At 62.8% G+C, this 21,943-nt stretch carries 14 protein-coding genes; 11 read left to right on the forward strand and 3 right to left on the reverse strand.

Annotated elements, in window-relative coordinates:
* Positions 1 to 19: 19 nt before the first annotated feature.
* Positions 20 to 2,479: a penicillin-binding protein 1A gene (locus tag C4N04_RS00390; RefSeq protein ID WP_038688258.1), complete on the reverse strand. Its 2,460-nt coding sequence runs from the start codon at positions 2,477 to 2,479 to the stop codon at positions 20 to 22.
* Between the two features lie 416 nt (positions 2,480 to 2,895).
* Complete coding sequence (locus C4N04_RS00400; RefSeq protein ID WP_106795232.1) at positions 2,896 to 4,170, reverse strand: N-acetylmuramoyl-L-alanine amidase; 1,275 nt, start codon at positions 4,168 to 4,170, stop codon at positions 2,896 to 2,898.
* Positions 4,171 to 4,791: 621 nt separating this feature from the next.
* On the opposite strand from C4N04_RS00400, the gene C4N04_RS00405 reads away from it, so the two are divergent.
* A complete protein-coding gene (locus tag C4N04_RS00405; protein ID WP_086156197.1) occupies positions 4,792 to 7,674 on the forward strand; it encodes a ribonuclease E/G in 2,883 nt (960 codons plus the stop codon).
* Between the two features lie 141 nt (positions 7,675 to 7,815).
* Positions 7,816 to 8,025, forward strand: coding sequence for a type II toxin-antitoxin system VapB family antitoxin (locus C4N04_RS00410; RefSeq protein WP_077993441.1), 210 nt, complete (start codon positions 7,816 to 7,818; stop codon positions 8,023 to 8,025).
* A gap of 273 nt (positions 8,026 to 8,298) precedes the next feature.
* Here C4N04_RS00410 and C4N04_RS00415 read toward each other — a convergent pair whose 3' ends face one another.
* Positions 8,299 to 9,957: an acyl-CoA dehydrogenase family protein gene (locus tag C4N04_RS00415; protein WP_077993394.1), complete on the reverse strand. Its 1,659-nt coding sequence runs from the start codon at positions 9,955 to 9,957 to the stop codon at positions 8,299 to 8,301.
* 179 nt (positions 9,958 to 10,136) lie between these two features.
* Between C4N04_RS00415 and C4N04_RS00420 the strand changes: the two genes are divergently transcribed.
* From C4N04_RS00420 to rpmG, 9 genes are all read left to right on the forward strand, one after another.
* Positions 10,137 to 11,093 carry an aspartate carbamoyltransferase catalytic subunit gene (locus C4N04_RS00420; protein ID WP_038688250.1) on the forward strand — a complete coding sequence of 319 codons (957 nt, stop codon included), beginning with the start codon at positions 10,137 to 10,139 and terminating at the stop codon, positions 11,091 to 11,093.
* Positions 11,090 to 12,379: a dihydroorotase gene (locus C4N04_RS00425; RefSeq protein WP_096762132.1), complete on the forward strand. Its 1,290-nt coding sequence runs from the start codon at positions 11,090 to 11,092 to the stop codon at positions 12,377 to 12,379. Before C4N04_RS00420 ends, C4N04_RS00425 begins: the two co-directional genes overlap by 4 nt.
* 46 nt (positions 12,380 to 12,425) lie before the next feature.
* Positions 12,426 to 13,046, forward strand: a complete 621-nt coding sequence (gene plsY, locus C4N04_RS00430) for a glycerol-3-phosphate 1-O-acyltransferase PlsY (RefSeq protein ID WP_096762133.1) — start codon at positions 12,426 to 12,428, stop codon at positions 13,044 to 13,046.
* Entirely contained in the window at positions 13,046 to 14,188 is a 1,143-nt protein-coding gene (gene dprA / locus C4N04_RS00435; protein WP_106795233.1) for a DNA-processing protein DprA, read from the forward strand. Before plsY ends, dprA begins: the two co-directional genes overlap by 1 nt.
* 250 nt (positions 14,189 to 14,438) lie before the next feature.
* Entirely contained in the window at positions 14,439 to 17,093 is a 2,655-nt protein-coding gene (gene topA / locus C4N04_RS00440) for a type I DNA topoisomerase (RefSeq protein ID WP_106795234.1), read from the forward strand.
* Position 17,094: 1 nt separating this feature from the next.
* Positions 17,095 to 19,467: a ribonuclease R gene (gene rnr / locus C4N04_RS00445; protein WP_106795235.1), complete on the forward strand. Its 2,373-nt coding sequence runs from the start codon at positions 17,095 to 17,097 to the stop codon at positions 19,465 to 19,467.
* Positions 19,468 to 19,531: 64 nt separating this feature from the next.
* The gene (locus C4N04_RS00450; RefSeq protein WP_077993380.1) at positions 19,532 to 19,984 is read left to right on the forward strand and encodes a DUF983 domain-containing protein; all 453 of its coding nucleotides are present in this window, start codon (positions 19,532 to 19,534) and stop codon (positions 19,982 to 19,984) included.
* Between the two features lie 255 nt (positions 19,985 to 20,239).
* On the forward strand, positions 20,240 to 21,424 hold the full coding sequence (locus C4N04_RS00455; RefSeq protein WP_038688237.1) for an MFS transporter: 1,185 nt from the start codon (positions 20,240 to 20,242) through the stop codon (positions 21,422 to 21,424).
* 93 nt (positions 21,425 to 21,517) lie between these two features.
* The gene (rpmG, locus tag C4N04_RS00460; protein ID WP_003587245.1) at positions 21,518 to 21,685 is read left to right on the forward strand and encodes a 50S ribosomal protein L33; all 168 of its coding nucleotides are present in this window, start codon (positions 21,518 to 21,520) and stop codon (positions 21,683 to 21,685) included.
* Positions 21,686 to 21,943: the final 258 nt, after the last annotated feature.

Genomic DNA, 21,943 nt, shown 5'->3' on the forward strand with positions numbered 1-21,943 from the left:
TCAAAAATTAGGGCGACGGTCAGAAGAGACCGGGTGTGCCGGTCTGGACGGCCTGGTTGGCCTGCGGCGAGGTCTTCAGGATTTCTTCCGGCGCCATGGTGCTGTCCATGCCGATGACGTTGAAGCTGTCGGCTGGGCCGGTGCCGGGCTTGAAGGCCTCGATGATGGTGTTCGGATCGCCGTCGACGGCGGCCATACCGGTCTTGCGGTCGATCGGGATCAGGTTCATGCCCGGCGGAATGACGAACTTCGATTCCGGCGTGTCCTTGACGGCGGCCTGCATGAATTCGTTGAAGATCGGGGCGGAGAGACCGCCGCCGGTGCCGCCGCGGCCGAGCGGACCCGGCGTATCGAAGCCCATATAGAGGCCGGCGACCAGATCCGGCGTGAAGCCGACGAACCAGGCATCCTTCTCGTCGTTGGTGGTCCCGGTCTTGCCGGCGACGTCGCGGCCGCCGAGATCGATCTTGCCGGCGGCGGTGCCGCGCTGAATGACGCCCTGCATCATCGAGGTGATCTGGTAAGCGGTCATCGGATCGAGAACGGTTTCGCGGTTATCGACGACATTCGGCTCTTCCTGGTTCTGCCAGTCGCCGGCATTGCAGCCCTCGCAGAGGCGCTCTTCATGCTTGAAGATCGTCTTGCCGTAGCGGTCCTGGATACGGTCGATCAGGGTCGGCTTGATCTGCTTGCCGCCATTGGCGATCACCGAATAGGCCGAAACCATGCGCAGCACCGTTGTATCGCCGGCGCCGAGCGACATCGAGAGAACCGGCAGCATGTGATCGTAGATGCCGAAGCGTTCGGCATATTCGGCAACGATATTCATGCCGAGATCGTTGGCGAGGCGCACCGTCATCAGGTTGCGCGAATGCTCGATGCCCGAACGCAGCGTCGACGGACCGCCGGATTCGCCGCCGTAGTTTTCCGGCCTCCAGACCTGGCCGCCCGAGACGATTTCGATCGGCGCGTCCATGATGACGGAGGCCGGCGTATAACCATTGTCCATCGCCGCCGCATAGACGAAGGGCTTGAAGGAGGAGCCCGGCTGACGCATCGCCTGGGTGGCGCGGTTGAATTCGGACTGGGCATAGGAGAAACCGCCGACCATGGCGAGGACGCGGCCGGTCTTCGGATCCATGGCGACCAGGCCGCCCTGCACTTTCGGCGGCTGGCGCAGACGATAGGAGGTCGACGACTGATCGCCGAGCTTCTCGACATAGACGACGTCGCCCGGGTTCAAGACGCCGGCCGGCGTTTTTGCGGTCTTGCGCGAGCCGTCCGCCGAACGGTAGGCCCATTGCATGTTCTTGGCGTCTATCGTGCCGCGTTGCCGGTCGGCCGCGACCTTGCCGCTGCCGTCCTTGCCCGGCTGCAAGCCGATGTCGACATTGCTATCCGATGCGGCGAGCACGACGGCGAGACGCCATTCCGGCACGTCGGAGAGCGCAGGAATATCGGCAAGCGCCTTGCCCCAGTCGCCGCTTGCATCGATTTGCTTGATGGGCCCATGAAAACCGCGGCGCTCGTCATAGGTCACGAGGCCATCCTGCAGCGCCTTACGGGCAGCAAGCTGCATCTGCGGATCGAGCGAGGTACGCACGGAAAGGCCGCCCTCGTAGAGGACCTTCTCGCCATATTGATCGATCAACTGACGGCGCACGGCTTCGGCGAAAAAGTCGGAAGCGAAGAGCGATGGACCTGTGCTGCGGGCGGTAACGCCGAGCGGCTGCTTCTTGGCTTCCGCGCCGTCGCTCTGGCTGACATAGCCGTTCTCGACCATACGGTCGATTACCCAGTTGCGGCGCTCGAGCGCAGCCTCGGGATGGCGGAAAGGATGATAATTGGCCGGACCTTTCGGCAGCGATGCCAGATAGGCGGCTTCGGCAACGGTCAGTTCGGTAACGGATTTGTTGAAATAGGTGAGCGCGGCGCCGGCGATGCCATAGGAATTCATGCCGAAAAAAATCTCGTTCAGGTAGAGCTCGAGAATCTTGTCCTTGCTGTAGGCCTGCTCGATGCGGAAGGAGAGAATTGCTTCCTTGATCTTGCGGTCGATCGTCTGATCCGAGCTCAAAAGGAAGTTCTTGGCCACCTGCTGGGTGATCGTGGAGGCGCCGACCGGGCGGCGGCCGGAACCGAAATTCTGCAGATTAACGAGGATTGCGCGGCCGAGGCCGGTCAGGTCGACACCCGGATGGTTGTAGAAATTCTTGTCTTCAGCCGACAGAAAAGCGGCCTTGACGCGGTCGGGGACGGCCTGGATCGGCAGGAAGAGACGCTTTTCCTTGGCATATTCAGCCATCAGAGCGCCGTTGCCGGCATGCACGCGGGTCGTGACCGGCGGCGCGTAGCTGTTCAGAACGGCATAGTCCGGGAGATCCTTCGCGACATTGGCGAGATAGATGGCAATACCCGCCGCCGCGACCAGAAACAGGACGCAGGCCATTCCGAAGAAATATCCAACAAGTCTAACCATATTTTCAGCTACCGGTCTCTTCGATCGTCAATCGGCACAGACGCAACGATTGCACAGATCAAGGCAATTTGCACGTTGCGCGCGGCTTACTCCATGAGCGCTACCGCTACAAGCCGATTCCGCGCTTCAGGCGGTGAAACATAAGCCGGAGTAACGGCGTGAATGTGAGCAAAATAGGGCCCTCCCCGCCGCATTCACCGCTGAGGCCCCGTTTCATCGCGACTGTCACATCCAAGCAACGCCCTGCCCGCCGCCAATCCGCAGCGCGTGCCTGCGAAATTGATTCAAGCGGCACACTCAACTCCTTGTTTTTATGGTTATCGACCTCACTCAACCGGCCGGCGCCCTGATAGGGCTGGGCCGCGCGTCTCTCAAAGACGCAAGGGAGACTGTAACACTCTGAGCTGCTGCACGCATCAACCGCCATTTGCAACGACGCCGCTGCGATACCGCTTCACGGCGTCGGTCAGCAGATCGGCCATCTTGCCGCGCCAGCTCTCATCGAGCAGCAGTTTCTCATCCTCGGCATTCGAGAGAAATCCAAGCTCGAGCAGGATCGAAGGCACGTCGGGGGCCTGCAGAACGCGGAAGCCGGCATGGCGGTGCGGATTGTTGATGGTACCGACCTGATCCTTGAAGGAATTCAGCACGCTCTCGGCCAGCGAGATCGAGAAAGCCTGCGTCTCTCGCCGCGTCAGGTCGAGCAGGATGTCGGCGACTTCGGGAGGCTCGGCGACCGTTTCCTTGCCGGCGATCTGGTCGGAGAGGTTTTCGCGTTCGGCAAGATCGGCGGCGAGCTTGTCGGAGGCCTTGTCCGAGATCGTATAGACGGTCGCGCCGCGGATATCCTTCTGCTTCAGCGTGTCGGCATGCAGCGAAATAAACAGGCCGGCATGGTTCTGGCGGGCAATCAGCACGCGCTGCGAAAGCGAGAGGAACTCATCATCATTGCGGGTCAGGAAGGCTTTGATGCCCGGCTCCTTGTTCAGCCGGTCGGCCAGAGCCTTGGCGAAGGCGAGCGTCACCTGCTTTTCCTCGGTCTTGGTATCGACGCCGATTGCGCCGGTATCGATGCCGCCATGGCCGGCGTCCACGGCGATGACGAAATCCCCGGGGGCGGTTTTCGCAGGTGCGGGAATGGCACTCGTCGTCTGGGCCGCGGCGTTCCGATCATTCCAGGCCCGGTCGCCCCATGATTGCGTCTTGACCAGTTCGGCAAAAGCCTGCTTGTCGATCATCTCGGCCTCAAGCACCAGCCGATGCCCCTTGCCGGCCTCATCGGCCTGCACCTTGGCGAGGGAAAGCTTCGCCGGCCTTGCCGCTGTCAACACGATGCGGGCGCTCTCCTCGTCCATCTTGCCGTAGCGGATGTCTCTGAAGAGGCCGCGGGCGGCCAGATCCTTGCCCGGAAAGCCAAAGGCGGTCGCCGGCAGGTCGATGACGATGCGCTCAGGATTGGCGATATAGTGAACTGAAAACCGCGGTTCGCGGTCGAAATCGATGACAATCCGTGTTCTGGCGTCATCGCCGATGATGCGCGCGCCATAGGCAAGCAGCGGATCCCTCGTCTCGGCCGAACCCGCCACATTAGGCAGAATACAGCCGGCAACAAGCACCGCCGTCATCAGCCGCCTTACCAATGTCGATCGCCGCGTTGCGGACTGCGCCGCGATCCGAGCCCTCTTAAACAATAAACCGCCACATCCTATTTATAGCGCGATGGACCGAACATGTCGTGCGCACGCCCGAGAGCGAAACGCTTTGCCGCCTGCCGAATCGCAATCGCTTGTCCCCAGCTTCTATGTGTTCCGAAATCCATCAATATTATGGCACATTTGGCTTTTCCCTTGCTATTGTGACAGAGAAAACATACAACGCATTTTAGGGTAGAAGTGTTGACGGGATAGAGTCGCCGCAAGGGCTGCCAGCCAGATCTGGACCTGGCGCCACATCGGTCATCGTCCGCCGTCTCATGCGTTTCAACCCCAGTACTGGATCCTGATTTTCCGGCTTTTTGTCGGAACTTCATTGGTGGATCAGCCACCACGCTCTCAGGGAGCAACCTCATCGGACCCGAAAAGGGTCTTCGTATTTGTCGATCACGCTTGGTTGTTGATGGTTTCGCAGCAGGTTTTATCTGAAGTGTACAGGCCCCGGACCGAAACGGTTCCGGCTGCGGTCTGGCTGCTGCTCTCCTCTTCGCGCCAGGCGCGACTTTCATTATCCGGCGCGGCCACGGTGGACCGCATTCTTTCTGTTTCTACAGCAGTCGGGAATGCGCTCTCGCGGCCACGCCGAGGAGCACAGCTTACATGGCAGACAAAATGCTTATCGATGCGTCTCACGAGGAAGAGACGCGCGTCGTTGTCGTTCGCGGAAACCGCATAGAAGAATTTGACTTCGAGTCGCAGCACAAGAAGCAGATCCGCGGCAATATCTATCTCGCAAAGGTAACGAGGGTCGAACCCTCGCTGCAGGCCGCCTTCGTCGATTACGGCGGCAACCGGCACGGCTTCCTGGCCTTCGCCGAAATCCACCCCGATTATTACCAGATACCGCTCGCCGACCGTCAGGCGCTGCTTCGGGCCGAGGCCGAAGAGCATCGCCGGGACGAAGACGTCGAGCATGTCGAAACCGCGCCGATGGTCGACCTTTCGACCCAGGACCAGCCGGATGTCGGCATCGTGCCTGCGGAAGCACCGGTTGCCGTAGCCGACGAGATTGCGCCGGCCGCACCTGCCGAGGCCGAGGCATCGCCCGAAGCCGCCGAGGAAGCGCCGGCCAAGAAGGCAAGGCCGCGCCGCAGCCGCAAGAAGGTCACCGAAGCAGCTGCTGAAACGACCGCGACCGAGGACGCCGTTCCCACAGACGTCGAGGCCGAAGGCGCTTCGAGCGTTGACAATGAGGATGACGGCTCGACCGGCGGAGCAATGGCCGCGATGGTGGAAACCGACTCGATCTCCGAAGACGTCGATACCAGCAAGCGTCGTCACGATGACGACGATGACGATGACGATCACGGCGAAGAGGAAGTCATCGAATCCGTCGGCGCCGAAGACGCGATGGAAGAAGTGCCAGACCGCGTGCAGCGCAAGCCGCGCAAGCAGTATCGCATCCAGGAAGTCATCAAGCGCCGGCAGATCCTGCTGGTGCAGGTCGCCAAGGAAGAGCGCGGCAACAAGGGCGCGGCGCTGACCACTTATCTCTCGCTCGCCGGCCGCTATTCCGTGCTGATGCCGAATACGGCGCGTGGCGGCGGCATTTCCCGCAAGATCACCAACCCTGCCGACCGCAAGCGCCTGAAGGAAATCGCGCGCATGCTCGAAGTGCCGCAGGGCATGGGCGTCATTCTGCGCACCGCCGGCGCCAACCGTACCAAGGTCGAGGTCAAGCGCGACTTCGAATATCTAATGCGCCTGTGGGAGAACGTGCGCACGCTGACGCTCGCCTCCACCGCTCCCTGCCTGGTGTATGAGGAAGGCTCGCTGATCAAGCGTTCGATCCGCGATCTCTACAATAAGGATATCGGTGAGATCATCGTTGCCGGCGAAGAAGGCTATCGTGAAGCGAAAGACTTCATGAAGATGCTGATGCCGAGCCACGCCAAGGTGGTTCAGCCCTATCGCGACATCCACCCGATCTTCTCGCGTTCGGGCATCGAAGCCCAGCTCGACCGCATGCTGCAGCCGCAGGTGACGTTGCGCTCCGGCGGCTATCTGATCATGAACCAGACGGAAGCGCTGGTTTCGATCGACGTCAACTCCGGCCGCTCGACGCGCGAACACTCGATCGAGGACACGGCGCTGCAGACGAACCTCGAAGCGGCGGAAGAAATCGCCCGTCAGCTTCGCCTGCGCGACCTCGCCGGCCTGATCGTCATCGACTTCATCGACATGGAAGAAAAGCGCAACAATCGCGCCGTCGAGAAGAAGCTGAAAGAATGCCTGAAGAACGACCGTGCCCGCATCCAGGTCGGCCGGATCTCGCATTTCGGCCTGCTCGAAATGTCGCGCCAGCGTATTCGCGCTTCGGTTCTCGAATCGACCACGCAGGTCTGCTCGCATTGCGCCGGCACCGGTCACGTCCGTTCGCAGTCCTCCGTCGCGCTGCATGTCCTGCGCGGCATCGAAGAGTATCTGCTCAAGAATACGACGCACAACATCACCGTGCGGACCACCCCCGACATCGCGCTCTACCTGCTCAACCACAAGCGCCAGACGATCGTCGATTATGAGAGCCGCTTCGGCGTGGCGATCGTCATCGATGCGGACGGCTCGGTTGGCGCGCAGCATTTCGCCATCGATCGCGGCGAGGCCGTAGAAAATCCGGTCAAGATCGAAACGCTCTTCAACTTCGCAGCTATTCCCGAGGATGACGACGACGATATCATCATCGAGGCGGATGAGGACGAAGACGAGGAACTCGAGGAAAAGCCGGCTGCTGCCGAACGCGCCGCCACGGCACGCTCGGAAGGCGATGGTGACGGCAATCGCAAGCGCAAGCGCCGCAGGCGCCGCCGCGGCCGCAACGGCAATGCCGAACAGCCTGTATCGGCTGCGGGCGAAGCCGGCGATGAGGACGAGGACGGCGACGACGAAGGCGCCGAAGGCGATGAAACCACCGGCGCTGCGCCCGAGGACCGTGCCGAAAACGACGACTCACAGCGCCGCAAGCGCCGTCGTCGCGGTAAGCGTGGCGGTCGCCGCAACCGCGCCGAGGACGGTTCCGAACTGACCGCCGGTGAAGCCGGCGAAGGCAACGGCAGCGATGAGGACGAAAGCGACGATGTTTCGAACGACGTCGCTCCTGCCGAAGCTGCAATCGTCGAGACAGTTCCCGAACAGCCCGGCGAAGACCAGGCCGCAGCGGCCGCCGTCGAGGGTGCGGCCGTCGTCAGCGAGGAAGTGAAGCCCGCCCGTGGTCGCGGCCGCCGCAAGCCCGCCGCATCGCCGGTCGAGGCGCTTGTGGTCGAAGCCGAAGCAGCACCCGCCTCCGAAGCCGAGCCGGAGTTGGCCGAGGCCTCCGCCGACCTTCAAACGCCTGCCCAGGAAGAGGCAAAGCCGGTTCGCGCCAACCGCGAATCCAACATCGCCTCGTCCGAGCCGACGGTGAAATCAACCCGCAGCGAAAATGGCGAAAGCGACGACGGCAAGCCGAAGAAAGCCGGCTGGTGGCAGCGCCGTGGCTTCTTCTGAACGCTGATTTTCGGACGTAAATGAGAAAATCCGGCCGCGGCGACGCGGCCGGATTTTTGTTTATTGTGGTGCTTGTTTAGCAAAGTTGAACCCTGGAGGCTGGGCGTGTACCTTGACAATATTGGTATACGCGGGGTGATCATGCGGATGACGATCGATATCGATGATGGCTTGCTCGACGCCGCAATGATCGCCACGGGATTGGCGACAAGAGAGACCATGGTAGAACTGGCTTTACGAAATCTCGTCGAGAGGTACCGCCGGAAAAATGCGATCGCAGATCTCGCTGGATTAGGCTGGGAAGGCGAGCTGGACGAGATACGTCGCGACCAGCCGGACGGCAGACGGTGATTGTCCCAGGTGGTCGCGGTGCCCAATCGAGCCGAGCGATAGCAATGCGGTGCGTCGACGGCTGCCCCTCACCCTAACCTTGCCGGGGTCAAGCCGCTGGTCTCGACCCGTCCTGCGGACCCCCGTTCTGACGGGAAGAGGGAACGTGCCCTGCGAGACGTTGGCGAGAGACCGAGAGCTTGCGGCATGTCCCCTTCGCCCCGTTTTACGGGGAGAAGGTGCCGGCAGGCGGATGAGGGGCGGTGCTCCGGCTCGAGCTGTCCCCGCCTGCGGTCAGCCCGCCGGCGGATAGAGAAGATCGACGATGTAGCTGGCGTCGAAGCGGGAATCGAGCATGCCGTAGGTGGAGCGCCAGCCGCCGGCAAGGCGGGTCTCGATGAAGGCATCGGCAATGCGCCCTGCCCCGAGCCGATAGAGTTCGGCGGCACCGGCCGCAAGCGCCAGCTGCTCGACGAGCAGGCGCGCCGCACCCTCATCCTGTTCGCAGAGCGCGATTGCGGCGCGCAGCACGTCGATCGTCTTCTTGCCGGCGGGTCCGAGATCGCGGGCGAGGCCGGCAAAAACCGTCTCGAACAGGTCCTTGCCGCGGTTGAGCACACGCAGAACGTCGAGCGCCATGACGTTGCCGGAGCCCTCCCAGATCGCATTGACGGGAGCCTCGCGATAGTGCCGGGCGATCGGGCGTTCCTCGATGTAGCCATTGCCGCCGATGCATTCCATCGCTTCATAGATCAAAGCGGGCGCGATCTTGCAGCACCAGTATTTGGCGACCGGCGTCATGACGCGGGCATAAGCCGCCTCCTCGGCATTGCCGCGCGCCTTGTCGAAGGCATCGGCAAGACGGAAGGACAGCGCGGTGGCGGCGGCAACGTCGAGCGCCATGTCGGCAAGCACGCGCGTCATGATCGGCTGGTTGACGAGCATCTTGCCGAACACGCTGCGGCCGCGTGTGTGGTGCACGGCCTCGGCGAGCGAGGCGCGCATGATGCCCGACGAGGCCAGCGCGCAATCGAGACGGGTCAACGTCACCATGTCGAGGATGGTGCGGATGCCGGCATCGGAGCCGCCGAGCAGGAATCCGAACGTGTCGGTGAATTCGACCTCGCAAGAGGCATTGGAGCGATTGCCGACCTTGTCCTTCAGCCGCTGGAACTGCAGGCCGTTGGCCGAACCGTCCTCCAGAAGGCGCGGCACGAGGAAGCAGCCCATGCCTTCCTTGGTCTGCGCCAGCATGATGAAAGCATCGCTCATCGGGGCGGACATGAACCATTTGTGGCCGGAAAGCCGGTAGATGCCTTCGCTGACCTTTTCGGCGGCGCTTCGATTGGCCCTGACATCGGTGCCGCCCTGCTTTTCCGTCATGCCCATGCCGATGGTCACCGCGGACTTCTGCATGGCGGGGCGGTTGGACGAATCATATTTGCGCGAGAGAATCTTCGGCGCCCAGTCCTTCTGCACCGCGGGCGAGGCCGAGAGCGCGGCAACGGAGGCGCTCGTCATCGTCAGCGGGCAGAGATGGCCGGATTCCAGCTGTGCCGTCAGATAGAAGCGGGCGGCGCGAACCTTGTGGGCCTCGTCCTTGGCGTCGGTATCGGCCTGCGGATCCCAGACGGAGGAATGCAGGCCGACCGACATGGAGCGGCGCATCAGCGCGTGCCAGGCCGGATGGAACTCGACGACGTCGAGGCGCTCGCCGCGCGGACCGTGGGTGCGCAGCTGCGGCGCGCCCTGATTGGCCATGCGCGCCAGTTCCTGCGCCTCCGGCGAGGTGACGTAGCGGCCCATGTTTTCCAGATCCTCGCGGATGCCGCGCGGCAGGGCCGCCGTCAGATCGACGATCAGCGGATCGGAACGGTAGGCGTTGATGCCGGACCACAGGCTCGGCTGGTTGAGTTCTGCGAGTTTGTCGTCAGTCCGGTTGGCGGAGGTCATAATTCGCTTCTAGTGTAAGAACCCGGCAAAGGGAAACCGGAAGTTATGATTCGGTTCATTCTGCTCTATCGGAATTCTGGCGAAAATGCATGGGGACATAAGCCTTTGCCCACAGCGCATGCTTGCCCCGGCGGGCCGCACTCTTTATAGACCCGCCAGAGACAGCAAGAGGCAGGGTCATGGTCTTTTTCCCCCACCGCCACCTCATCGGCATCAAGGGCCTCACCGAGCAGGATATCACCTATCTTCTCGACAAGGCCGACGAAGCCGTCAAGATCAGCCGCCAGAGAGAAAAGAAGACGTCGACACTCCGCGGGCTGACGCAGATCAACCTCTTCTTCGAGGCATCGACCCGCACGCAGGCCTCCTTCGAACTTGCCGGCAAACGGCTCGGCGCCGACGTCATGAACATGTCGGTCGGCAATTCCTCGGTGAAGAAGGGCGAAACGCTGATCGATACGGCGATGACGCTGAATGCGATGCGCCCCGACGTTCTTGTCATCCGCCATTCGAGCGCGGGTGCGGCCGCGCTGCTCGCCCAGAAGGTCTCCTGCTCGGTGGTCAATGCCGGCGACGGCCAGCACGAACATCCGACCCAGGCGCTGCTCGACGCGCTGACGATCCGCCGCGCCAAGGGCAAGCTCTCGCGCATCATCGTGGCAATCTGCGGTGACGTACTGCATTCGCGGGTGGCGCGCTCCAATATCCTGCTGCTCAATGCGATGGGCGCACGCGTGCGCGTCGTCGCGCCGGCCACCCTCCTGCCCTCCGGCATCGCCGAGATGGGCGTCGAGGTCTTCCACTCGATGAAGGAAGGGTTGAAGGACGCCGACGTGGTGATGATGCTGCGGCTGCAGCGCGAGCGCATGTCGGGCGCCTTCGTGCCGTCGGTGCGGGAATATTATCACTTCTACGGACTCGACGCCGAAACGCTGAAGGCGGCGAAAGAGGATGCGCTGGTCATGCATCCAGGCCCGATGAACCGCGGCGTCGAAATCGCCTCCGAGGTGGCAGACGGCCCGCAGAGCGTGATTGCCGAACAGGTGGAAATGGGGGTCGCGGTGCGCATGGCCGTCATGGAGACGCTGCTCGTCTCGCAGAACCAGGGTCCCCGAACCGGCGGAATGAAGGCATGAGCAACCCGATCGTCCTTAAGAACGTCCGCATCGTCGATCCCTCGCGCAATCTCGACGAAATCGGCACGATCATCGCCGAAAACGGCGTCATTCTTGCCGCCGGCAGCGCAGCTCAGAACCAGGGCACGCCGGACGACGCCGTCGTGCGTGACTGCGCCGGTCTCGTGGCCACACCGGGCCTCGTCGATGCGCGCGTCCATATCGGCGAACCCGGCGGCGAACACCGCGAGACCATCGCCTCGGCAAGCCGGGCAGCGGCGGCCGGCGGCGTCACCTCGATTATCGTCATGCCGGACACTGATCCCGTCATCGACGACATCGCACTCGTCGAATTCGTCAAGAAGACGGCCCGCGATACCGCCGCCGTCAACGTCTATCCGGCCGCCGCCATCACCAAGCATCTTGCCGGCGAGGAGATGACCGAGATCGGCCTGTTGATGCAGGCGGGCGCCGTCGCCTTCACCGATGCCCATTCCAGCGTTCACGATACGCAGGTGCTGCGCCGGATCATGACCTATGCACGTGAATTCGGCGCCGTTGTCTGCTGCGAAACACGCGACAAATATCTCGGCGCCAATGGCGTCATGCATGAGGGGCTTTTCGCCAGCTGGCTTGGGCTCTCCGGCATTCCGCGAGAAACCGAACTCATCCCGCTCGAACGCGATCTTCGGATCGCAGCGCTGACGCGGGGCCGTTATCATGCCGCGATGATTTCCGTGCCGCAATCGGTCGAGGCGATCGAGCTTGCCCGCAGCCGCGGCGCCAAGGTGACCTCCGGCATCTCGATCAACAATCTGGCGCTCAACGAGAACGACATCGGCGAATACCGCACCTTCTTCAAGCTCTATCCGCCGCTGCGCCCGGAGGACGACCGGGTCGCCATGGTCGACGCGCTGGCGCGCGGCGCCATCGACATCATCGTCTCCGCGCATGACCCGCAGGACGTCGATACGAAGCGCCTGCCCTTCGGCGAAGCGGCGGACGGCGCGGTCGGCCTCGAAACCATGCTGGCGGCTGCCCTCAGGCTTCACCATGGCGGCCAGGTCAGCCTGATGCGCCTGATCGACGCCATGTCCACCCGGCCGGCGGAGATTTTCGGCCTGGATGCCGGCACGCTGAAGCCGGGTGCTGCGGCCGATATCACGCTGATCGATCTCGATGAGCCTTGGCTTGTCGCCAAAGACATGCTTCTCTCCCGCTCGAAGAACACGCCGTTCGAGGATGCGCGCTTCAGCGGGCGGGCGGTCGCGACATACGTCTCGGGAAGGCTTGTCCACACACTTTAGGGACCGGCTGGACTGAGGACAGGCCATCGGAGGGCCGAGGGGGCATATGTTATCCAATCTCATGTCATGGCAGATCACGCTGCCGATCGCGCTTGCCGCCGCCGTCATCGGCTATCTCCTCGGCTCCATTCCTTTCGGGCTGATCCTCACGCGCGCGGCCGGCCTCGGGGATGTGCGCAGCATCGGCTCCGGCAATATCGGCGCAACCAATGTGCTCAGAACCGGAAACCGGAAGCTCGCCGCGGCAACGCTGTTGCTCGACGCGCTGAAGGCATCGGCGGCAGCCTGGATCGTCGGCTATTTCCTCGGCGAGGAGGCCGCAATCATCGCCGGCTTCTTCGCCTTCATCGGCCATCTCTTCCCTGTCTGGATCGGCTTCAAGGGCGGCAAGGGAGTGGCCACCTATATCGGCACGCTTCTCGGCATCGCACCGATCATGGTCGTGCTCTTCGCCGCCGTCTGGCTGGCTGTCGCCGCCACCACCCGCTATTCCTCGCTATCGGCGCTCGTCGCCATGCTGGTCATTCCGGTCGCCCTATTGATCCTCGGCAATGAAAAGGTTGCGGCGGTTATGGCGCTCATGACTATCATCTCCTACTGGAAACATAGAGCCAATATCTCCCGGCTGATGGGCGGGACGGAAAGCAAGATCGGGGCGAAGGGATAATGGACGCGCCGAGCGCGGGATCAAAAGGCACGGTGCTGAGCGAAAAGCAGAGGATTGCCTGGCTGCGCCTGATCCGCTCCGACAATGTGGGCCCTGCGACCTTTCGCGACCTCATCAATCATTTCGGTTCGGCCGAGGCAGCGCTTGCGGCGCTGCCGGAGCTTTCGGCGCGCGGCGGCGCAACGCGGGCGATCCGCATTGCCAGCGAAGCCGAGGCGCACCGGGAATTGGAGGCGGCGCATCGTTTCGGCGCCCGCTTCGTCGGCATCGGCGAGCCGGACTATCCGCAGGCGCTGAAGCAGATCGACGGCGCGCCGCCGCTTCTAGCCGTCAAAGGCGCGCTTGCCGCCGCCAAGCGGCCGGCCGTCGGCATCGTCGGCTCGCGCAACGCCTCGATCGCCGGCGCCAAATTTGCGGCGATGGTGGCGCGCGACTGCGGCCGGGCGGGTTACACGGTGGTTTCCGGCCTGGCGCGCGGCATCGACACGGCCGCGCACCGGGCAAGCCTCGAGACGGGCACGATCGCGGCCCTTGCCGGCGGCCTCGACAAGCCCTACCCGCCGGAGAATCTCGGCCTCATCGAGGAGATAGCTGGCGGCAACGGCTTGGCCGTGAGCGAAATGCCCTTCGGCTGGGAGCCCCGCGCCCGCGATTTTCCGCGCCGGAACCGGCTGATTGCCGGCATCGCGCTCGGTCTCGTGGTCGTCGAAGCAGCGACGCGCTCGGGCTCACTGATCACCGCCCGCCTTGCCGGCGAGTTCGGCCGGCTGGTGTTTGCCGTGCCCGGCTCGCCGCTCGATCCGCGCTGTCACGGCACCAACGGCCTGCTGAAGGACGGCGCTTCGATCGTTACCGAACCTGGCGATGTTATCGAGGCGCTGGCGCCGCTGGCGCAGTTCGAGCTGTTCCCCTCGTCGAGGGCAGAGGAACCGGCAGGCGAGAGCAGGCCAATAACGATGCCGCCCGGCGATTCAGACCGGATGCGCATCATCGATGCGCTCGGGCCGACGCCGGTCGAGATCGACGACGTCATCCGCCACACCGGCCTTTCGGCCTCGGCCGTCTATCTCATTCTTCTGGAACTCGACATATCAGGCAGGCTGCATCGGCATCAGGGCGGCCTCGTTTCGCTTTCCGTTTGAGCTTTGCGCGATATAAGAGAGCCGCCTCGGGAGTTGCAGGAGCCGCGTGTCGAATTCAATAGGTGCGCCGTCTTAAAATTGTATTCAGCACACAATCTCCCCTCGATTGCACCGTACGCAAGAAGTAAAATTGTAGCAAACCCCTTGACCGCAGCGATTTCCCTGTCCATGTCGGAGGGCCAGTATCCAAGTTGCGCTGCGTGTTGCGCTGGCTTCCACGCCGGCGCGGAGTCTTTTTTAGAGAATCATCATGAATGTTGTAGTGGTGGAATCGCCTGCCAAGGCCAAGACGATCAATAAGTATCTGGGTTCGGGATACAAAGTGCTCGCCTCCTTCGGCCATGTGCGCGATCTGCCTGCCAAGGATGGCTCGGTCCTCCCCGATCAGGATTTCGAAATGCTCTGGGAGGTCGACGGGGCCTCGGCCAAGCGGATGAAGGATATTGCCGAGGCGGTGAAATCCTCCGACGGGCTTTTTCTGGCGACCGACCCGGATCGCGAAGGCGAAGCGATTTCCTGGCACGTCCTCGACATGCTGAACAAGAAGCGGGTGCTGAACGGCAAGTCGGTCAAGCGGGTCGTCTTCAACGCGATCACCAAGAAGGCGGTGCTCGACGCGATGGCCGATCCCCGCGACATCGACGTGCCGCTGGTCGACGCCTATCTGGCGCGCCGTGCGCTCGACTATCTCGTCGGCTTCAATCTTTCGCCTGTCCTATGGCGCAAGCTGCCCGGCGCGCGTTCGGCCGGACGTGTCCAGTCGGTGGCGCTTCGTCTGGTCTGCGACCGTGAATCCGAGATCGAGCGCTTCATTTCGGAAGAATATTGGAATCTCTCCGCACTTCTGAAGACGCCGCGCGGCGACGAGTTCGAGGCAAGACTGGTTTCGGCGAACGGCAAACGGCTGCCGCCGCGCGCCATCGGCAACGGCGAAGATGCCGGCCGCCTGAAGGCATTACTCGAAGGCGCGAGCTATATCGTCGACACGGTCGAGGCGAAGCCGGTCAAGCGCAATCCGGGACCTCCGTTTACGACCTCGACACTGCAACAGGCCGCCTCCTCCAATCTCGGTTTCTCCGCCTCGCGCACCATGCAGATCGCCCAAAAACTCTATGAAGGCGTCGATATCGGCGGCGAGACGGTCGGTCTCATCACCTATATGCGAACCGACGGCGTGCAGATGGCGCCCGAGGCGATTGACGCGGCCCGGCGCGCCATCCTCGATCAGTTCGGCGAACGCTATCTGCCCGAAAAAGCGCGCTTCTATTCGACCAAAGCGAAAAACGCCCAGGAGGCACACGAGGCGATCCGTCCGACCGATTTCTACCGCTCGCCCGATCGTCTGCGCAAGTTCCTCGACGCCGATCAGATCCGGCTCTACGAGCTGATCTGGAAGCGCGGCATCGCCAGCCAGATGGCGTCGGCCGAGATCGAACGCACGACGGCTGAAATCACCGCCGACAACAAGGGCGAGAAGGCCGGCCTGCGCGCCGTCGGTTCGGTCATCCGCTTCGACGGTTTCATCGCCGCCTATACCGACCAGAAAGAGGACGGCGAGCAGAGCGACGACGGCGACGAGGATGGCCGCCTGCCGGAGATCAATGCGCGTGAGACGCTCGCCAAGCAGAAGATCAATTCGACGCAGCATTTCACCGAACCGCCGCCGCGTTATTCGGAAGCCTCGCTGATCAAGAAGATGGAAGAGCTCGGCATCGGTCGGCCCTCCACCTATGCGGCGACGCTGGCGACGCTGCGCGACCGCGACTATGTGACGATCGACAAGCGCAAGCTGATCCCGCAGGCCAAGGGCCGGCTGGTGACCGCCTTCCTCGAGAGCTTCTTCACCAAATATGTCGAATACGACTTCACGGCCGACCTCGAGGAAAAGCTCGACCGGATTTCGGCAGGCGAGTTGAACTGGAAGCAGGTGCTGCGCGATTTCTGGAAGGATTTCTTCGCGCAGATCGAGGACACCAAGGAACTGCGCGTCACCAACGTGCTCGATTCGCTGAACGAGGCGCTGGCGCCGCTGGTCTTCCCGAAGCGCGAAGATGGCAGCGACCCCAGGATCTGCCAGGTCTGCGGCACAGGCAACCTGTCGCTGAAGCTCGGTAAATACGGCGCCTTCGTCGGCTGCTCGAATTATCCGGAATGCAACTACACCCGTCAGCTCTCCTCCGAAAACGGCGGAGAAGCGGAAGGTGTCGCCCTCAACGAGCCGAAGAACCTCGGCACCGATCCGACGACCGGAGAAGAACTGACGCTGCGCTCGGGCCGCTTCGGCCCCTATATCCAGCGTGGCGACGGCAAGGAAGCCAAACGCGCTTCGCTGCCGAAAGGCTGGAAGCCCGAAGACATCGACTATGAAAAGGCGATGGCTTTGATCTCGCTGCCGCGCGATATCGGCAAACATCCTGAGACCGGCAAGATGATCTCGTCGGGCATCGGCCGCTACGGCCCGTTCCTTTTACATGACGGTTCCTACGCCAATCTGGAAACTGTCGAAGACGTGTTCTCGGTCGGCCTCAACCGCGCCGTGACCGTCATCGCCGAAAAAGCGAACAAGGCGCCGGGCCGGGGTGCGCGCGGCACGCCGGCGGCGCTGAAGTCGTTCGGCGATCATCCCGACGGCGGCGCCATCACCGTTCGTGACGGAAAATACGGTCCCTATGTCAATTGGGGCAAGGTCAATGCCACCCTGCCGAAGGGCAAGGATCCGCAGGCGATCACCATCGAGGAAGCGCTGGCGCTGATCACCGAAAAGGCCGGCAAGGCGCCCGCTGGAAAGCCGACCAAGGCAAAAGCCAAGCCGAAGGCGGCTGCGGCCGAAGCCAAGACCACGAAGACGGCCGCCAAGCCGAAGGCAACGAAGGCGAAAGCGCCGGCGAAATCGAAAAAGGGCTGAAGTGAGCAGGACACCGCGCGACAGAACGGACCTCACGGGCAAACGCCCGGGCAAGATCGGCCGTGCCGGCAAGGATGCTCCCGCCGTCGAACCGCTGAACATCGTCCACGGCGCGCTGCCTTCGCGCGAGGTGATCCTGCGCTTCATCGCTGATCATCCGCAGAAGGCCTCGAAGCGTGAGCTCGCCAAGGCCTTCGGGCTGAAGGGCGACAGCCGCGTCGAGCTCAAGCATCTGCTGCAGGAGCTCGAACAGGAAGGCATGCTGCAGAAGAGCCGCAAGTCGCTCATTCGTCCCGGCGCCCTTCCGCCCGTCACCGTTCTCGATATCACCACGCGCGACAAGGACGGCGATCTGATCGGCCGACCGGCGGAATGGCCGGAAGATCAGGGCGTGGCCCCTGCCGTCGCTATCCGCCAGCAATCGCCGGCAGGCCGCCAGGGCAAGGGCAAGGCACCCGTTGCCGGCCTCGGCGACCGTATCCTGGCAAAGATCTTCCCGGCCGTCGATCGCGGCGGGCCGGCCTATACGGCGCGGATCATCAAGGTGATCGACAGGCGCCGCGGCGCCGCCATGGGGGTTTTCCGCACCGCGCCCGGCGGCGGCGGCCGGCTGCTGCCGATCGAGCGGCGCGGCGAGGAGATGGTGATCGATCCCGACTTCACCGGCGGTGCTGCGGATGGCGACCTGGTCGAGATCGAAGTCGCCCGGCTCGGCCGCTTCGGCCTGCCACGCGCCAAGGTTCTGTCCGTCGTCGGCTCCGTCGGCTCGGAAAAGGCGATCTCGATGATCGCCATCCATGCCCACGGCATCCCGCATGTCTTTCCGCCCGCCGTGATGGCCGAGGCCGAGGCGGCGAAACCGGCGACGATGTCGCATCGTGAGGACTGGCGCGACGTGCCGCTGATCACCATCGATCCGGCCGACGCCAAGGATCATGACGACGCCGTCTATGCCGAGCTCGACCCCTCCCCCGACAATCCCGGCGGCGTCATCGTCACCGTCGCGATCGCCGACGTCTCCTGGTATGTCCGGCCCAATTCGCCGCTCGACCGCGAGGCGCTGAAACGCGGTAACTCCGTCTATTTCCCGGATCGGGTGGTACCGATGCTGCCGGAGCGCATCTCCAATGATCTCTGCTCGCTGAAGGAAGGCCTCGATCGCCCGGCGCTTGCCGTGCGCATGAGCTTCTCCGGCGAAGGCCGCAAGATCGGCCATACGTTTCATCGCATCATGATGAAGAGCGCCGCCAAGCTTTCCTACCAGCAGGCGCAGGCGGCGATCGACGGCAACCCCGACGAAAAGACCGGACCGATGCTCGAGCCGATCCTGAAACCGCTCTGGCACGCCTATGCGGTGATGAAACGCGGACGCGACCGGCGTCAGCCGCTGGAACTCGACATGCCGGAGCGCAAGATCCTGCTGAAGCCCGACGGCACGGTCGATCGTGTCTTCGTGCCGCCGCGGCTCGACGCGCACAAGCTGATCGAGGAGATGATGATCCAAGCGAACGTCGCCGCCGCCGAAACGCTGGAAAAGAAGCGCCAGGTCCTGGTCTACCGCATCCATGACGGCCCGACGCTTGCCAAGCAGGAAGTCCTGCGCGAGTTCCTGGCGACCCTCGGCATCTCGCTCGCCAAGGGCGGCAATGTGCGCGCCAATAGCTTCAACGGCATTCTGGCCAAGGCGGAAGGCACGGCGCACCAGACTATGGTCAACGAGATGGTGCTGCGCTCGCAAAGCCAGGCGATCTACAGCCCTGAGAATATCGGCCATTTCGGTCTCAACCTGATGAAGTACGCCCACTTCACCTCACCGATTCGCCGCTACGCCGACCTCATCGTGCATCGCGCGCTCGTCGGCTCGCTCGGCTTCGGCGAAGGCGGCATCACGCCGGACGAAGAAGCCGCCCTCGACGATATCGCCGCCGAAATCTCGACCTTCGAGCGCCGGGCAATGGCGGCCGAGCGCGAGACCATCGATCGGCTGATCGCCCATCACTTGAGCACCCGGGTCGGCGAGGAATTTGCCGGCCGGGTCTCGGGGGTGACGAAATCCGGGCTTTTTATCACCCTGCCGGACTATGGCGCCGATGGTTTCATCCCTATATCGACGCTTGGCAGCGATTATTTCATCTATGACGAGGCGCATCAGGCACTCTCGGGTGAACGCACGGGGCTCGGCTATCGCCTCGGCGACAGCGTCACCGTGAAACTTGCCGAAGCGATTCCGCTTGCCGGCGCGCTGCGTTTCGAAATGCTGAGCGAGGGGCGCGAGATGCCGACGGCGGTGCGCTCCTTCCATAAGGCCGGCCGCCGCGACAAGGGCCAGGTTCGCAAGAAACCGGGGACGAGGCCCCCGCGAGGGCGGCGCTAAAGCATCTCACGGCATCGAGCCTGATTCAGGAGCCCTACGCCTTCGGGCTGAAAAGGAACATGCGATGGGCACACAGACCGATCCGACGGTCCGCTACGGGGGCACGCCCGAGGTCGAACGTCCGCTCCGGCGCTCGATCCTGCGCGGGCTGATGAACCGCTGTCCGGCCTGCGGCGACGGCAAGCTCTTTCGCGCTTTCCTGAAACCGGTCGATCACTGCGCTGCCTGCGGCGAGCCGATGCATCATCACCGCGCCGACGACCTGCCGCCCTATATCGTCATCCTCGTCCTCGGCCATGTCCTCGTCGGTGGTTACATGTTGACCGACATGACCTTCGTTCTACCGGTATGGGTTCATCTCGCCATCTGGGCCCCGATCACCGTCGTCACCGCCCTTGCCTCGATCCAGCCGATCAAAGGCGGCGTCATCGGGCTGCAATGGGCGCTGCGCATGCACGGTTTCGGCGGGGAGAGCGATGGCCCCGATGATTACGATCTTCCCCGGCGGCCGGATTGAATGCCTTCACCTTCCAGACATATTTAACGTGTAGTGGCTGCCCTCCACCGACCACTACCGGACGCGGGCGTCGTCGATCCTCAACGAGTTGACATGGTAAGCTTTTCTTGTCTGAACAGGCTTTACATTCCGCAGGCGGTCACTCACATCGGAAATACTGCGAAACGCTGCTCGTCACCGGGATTTGGCACGTCCGTGTCTTTCTATGCGAAGCGACAGGCCGATTCGCTCGCGAAGCTTTCTAAGGATGGATAAATGTCTCAGCCGAGAAACGGCACACCGGGCGATCTCGAAGAAATCCATTGGCCTTCTCTGGTGGCAGCCATCTCGTCGATATCAGCCGTCGGCATCGCAATCGGTCTCGGACTTCCGCTGCTCAGCATCATCCTCGAAAAACGCGGCATCTCATCGACCCTGATCGGGCTCAATACCGCAATGGCAGGCATTGCGGCGATGGCCGCCGCGCCCGTTACAACCAAGCTCGCTCACATATACGGTGTGGCGCCGACCATGCTCTGGGCTGTGGTGATTTCAGCGCTGAGCGCGCTCGGTTTCTACTATGCCCAGGATTTCTGGATGTGGTTTCCGCTGCGTTTCGCCTTCCACGGCGCAACGACGACGCTGTTCATCCTCTCCGAATTCTGGATCAACGCCGCCTCGCCGCCGTCCAAGCGCGGATTTGTTCTCGGCATTTATGCGACCGTGCTTTCGCTGGGCTTTGCCGCCGGGCCGCTGCTGTTTTCGCTCCTCGGCAGCGACGGGATCTTCCCCTTCCTGGTCGGCGCCGGCGCCATCCTGCTCGCCGCAATTCCGATCTTCATCGCCCGCTACGAAAGCCCGGCGCTCGAGGAAAAGCCGGAGCTGCATTTCATGCGCTACGTCTTCCTGGTGCCGACGGCGACGGCAGCGGTCTTCATCTTCGGCGCCGTCGAAGCGGGCGGCCTGTCGCTTTTCCCGATCTTTGCCGTGCGCGCCCATTTCACCGAATCGCAGGCGGCACTGCTACTCACTATGATGGGGGTCGGCAACGTCATCTTTCAGATCCCGCTCGGCCTGCTTTCCGACCGCATCTCCGACAAGCGGCCGCTTCTCGCCGGCATGGCGCTGATGGGCTTCGTCGGCTCGATGATGCTGCCGTTGTTGGTCGACAACTGGCTGCTGATGGCCGGACTCCTGCTGTTCTGGGGCGGCTGCGTCTCCGGCCTCTATACGGTCGGCCTCAGCCATCTCGGCTCGCGTCTGACCGGTTCCGACCTTGCGGCGGCCAATGCCGCCTTCGTCTTCTGTTATGCGGTGGGAACCGTGGCCGGGCCGCAGGCGATCGGCGCAGCGATCGATGTCGCCGGAAATAACGGTTTTGCCTGGGCGATTGCCGCCTTCTTCGGCTTTTACGCCCTACTTTCCGGCATCAGATTGATGTTCATTCGAAAACGGACTTGACTTTTCGGGCGGGATTCGTAGTTTCGCGCCAGAATTTGCCGTGGAGCCCCATCCGGCTTCCACGGCTTTCATTTTCTTAAAGGCAGGACGACCATGGCCAAGGCTACAACAATCAAGATCAAGCTGCTGTCGACAGCCGACACCGGTTTCTTCTACGTCACGACGAAGAACAGCCGTACGATGACGGACAAGATGACGAAGACGAAGTATGACCCGATTGCTAAGAAGCATGTCGAGTTCAAGGAAACCAAGATCAAGTAATCACTTGGCCTGACGGATTTCAGAAAAGCGCGCGCCCTTGGGTTGCGCGTTTTTTGTTGTCCGGAACGGTCGCCTTTGAGAAATGATAGCGCAAACAAGAAACGCCGCCCTTCCATCTTCGGGAAGTGACGGCGTTTTCCTGAAAGGGGGTCGGCCAGCATGCAAAACGGCACGAGGAACCGTTATGACTTGCCTACCAGCCGACCAACCCCACGACCCAGGAGATGCGGCGGACCTGAGCATCATGGGGTATGGACA

Origin of the sequence: Rhizobium sp. H4, assembly GCF_003013335.1 — a bacterium.
Taxonomy (GTDB): domain Bacteria; phylum Pseudomonadota; class Alphaproteobacteria; order Rhizobiales; family Rhizobiaceae; genus Rhizobium; species Rhizobium sophoriradicis.

Bases quoted from the DNA above. Each gene is read 5' to 3' on its own strand.
- C4N04_RS00455 (WP_038688237.1), top strand. From the start codon at position 20,240: ATGTCTCAGCCGAGAAACGGCACACCGGGCGATCTCGAAGAAATCCAT.
- C4N04_RS00420 (WP_038688250.1), top strand. From the start codon at position 10,137: ATGGTCTTTTTCCCCCACCGCCACCTCATCGGCATCAAGGGCCTCACC.
- C4N04_RS00415 (WP_077993394.1), bottom strand. From the start codon at position 9,957: ATGACCTCCGCCAACCGGACTGACGACAAACTCGCAGAACTCAACCAG.
- C4N04_RS00405 (WP_086156197.1), top strand. From the start codon at position 4,792: ATGGCAGACAAAATGCTTATCGATGCGTCTCACGAGGAAGAGACGCGC.
- C4N04_RS00450 (WP_077993380.1), top strand. From the start codon at position 19,532: ATGGGCACACAGACCGATCCGACGGTCCGCTACGGGGGCACGCCCGAG.
- plsY (WP_096762133.1), top strand. From the start codon at position 12,426: ATGTTATCCAATCTCATGTCATGGCAGATCACGCTGCCGATCGCGCTT.
- rpmG (WP_003587245.1), top strand. From the start codon at position 21,518: ATGGCCAAGGCTACAACAATCAAGATCAAGCTGCTGTCGACAGCCGAC.
- C4N04_RS00425 (WP_096762132.1), top strand. From the start codon at position 11,090: ATGAGCAACCCGATCGTCCTTAAGAACGTCCGCATCGTCGATCCCTCG.
- C4N04_RS00410 (WP_077993441.1), top strand. From the start codon at position 7,816: ATGCGGATGACGATCGATATCGATGATGGCTTGCTCGACGCCGCAATG.
- topA (WP_106795234.1), top strand. From the start codon at position 14,439: ATGAATGTTGTAGTGGTGGAATCGCCTGCCAAGGCCAAGACGATCAAT.
- C4N04_RS00390 (WP_038688258.1), bottom strand. From the start codon at position 2,479: ATGGTTAGACTTGTTGGATATTTCTTCGGAATGGCCTGCGTCCTGTTT.
- dprA (WP_106795233.1), top strand. From the start codon at position 13,046: ATGGACGCGCCGAGCGCGGGATCAAAAGGCACGGTGCTGAGCGAAAAG.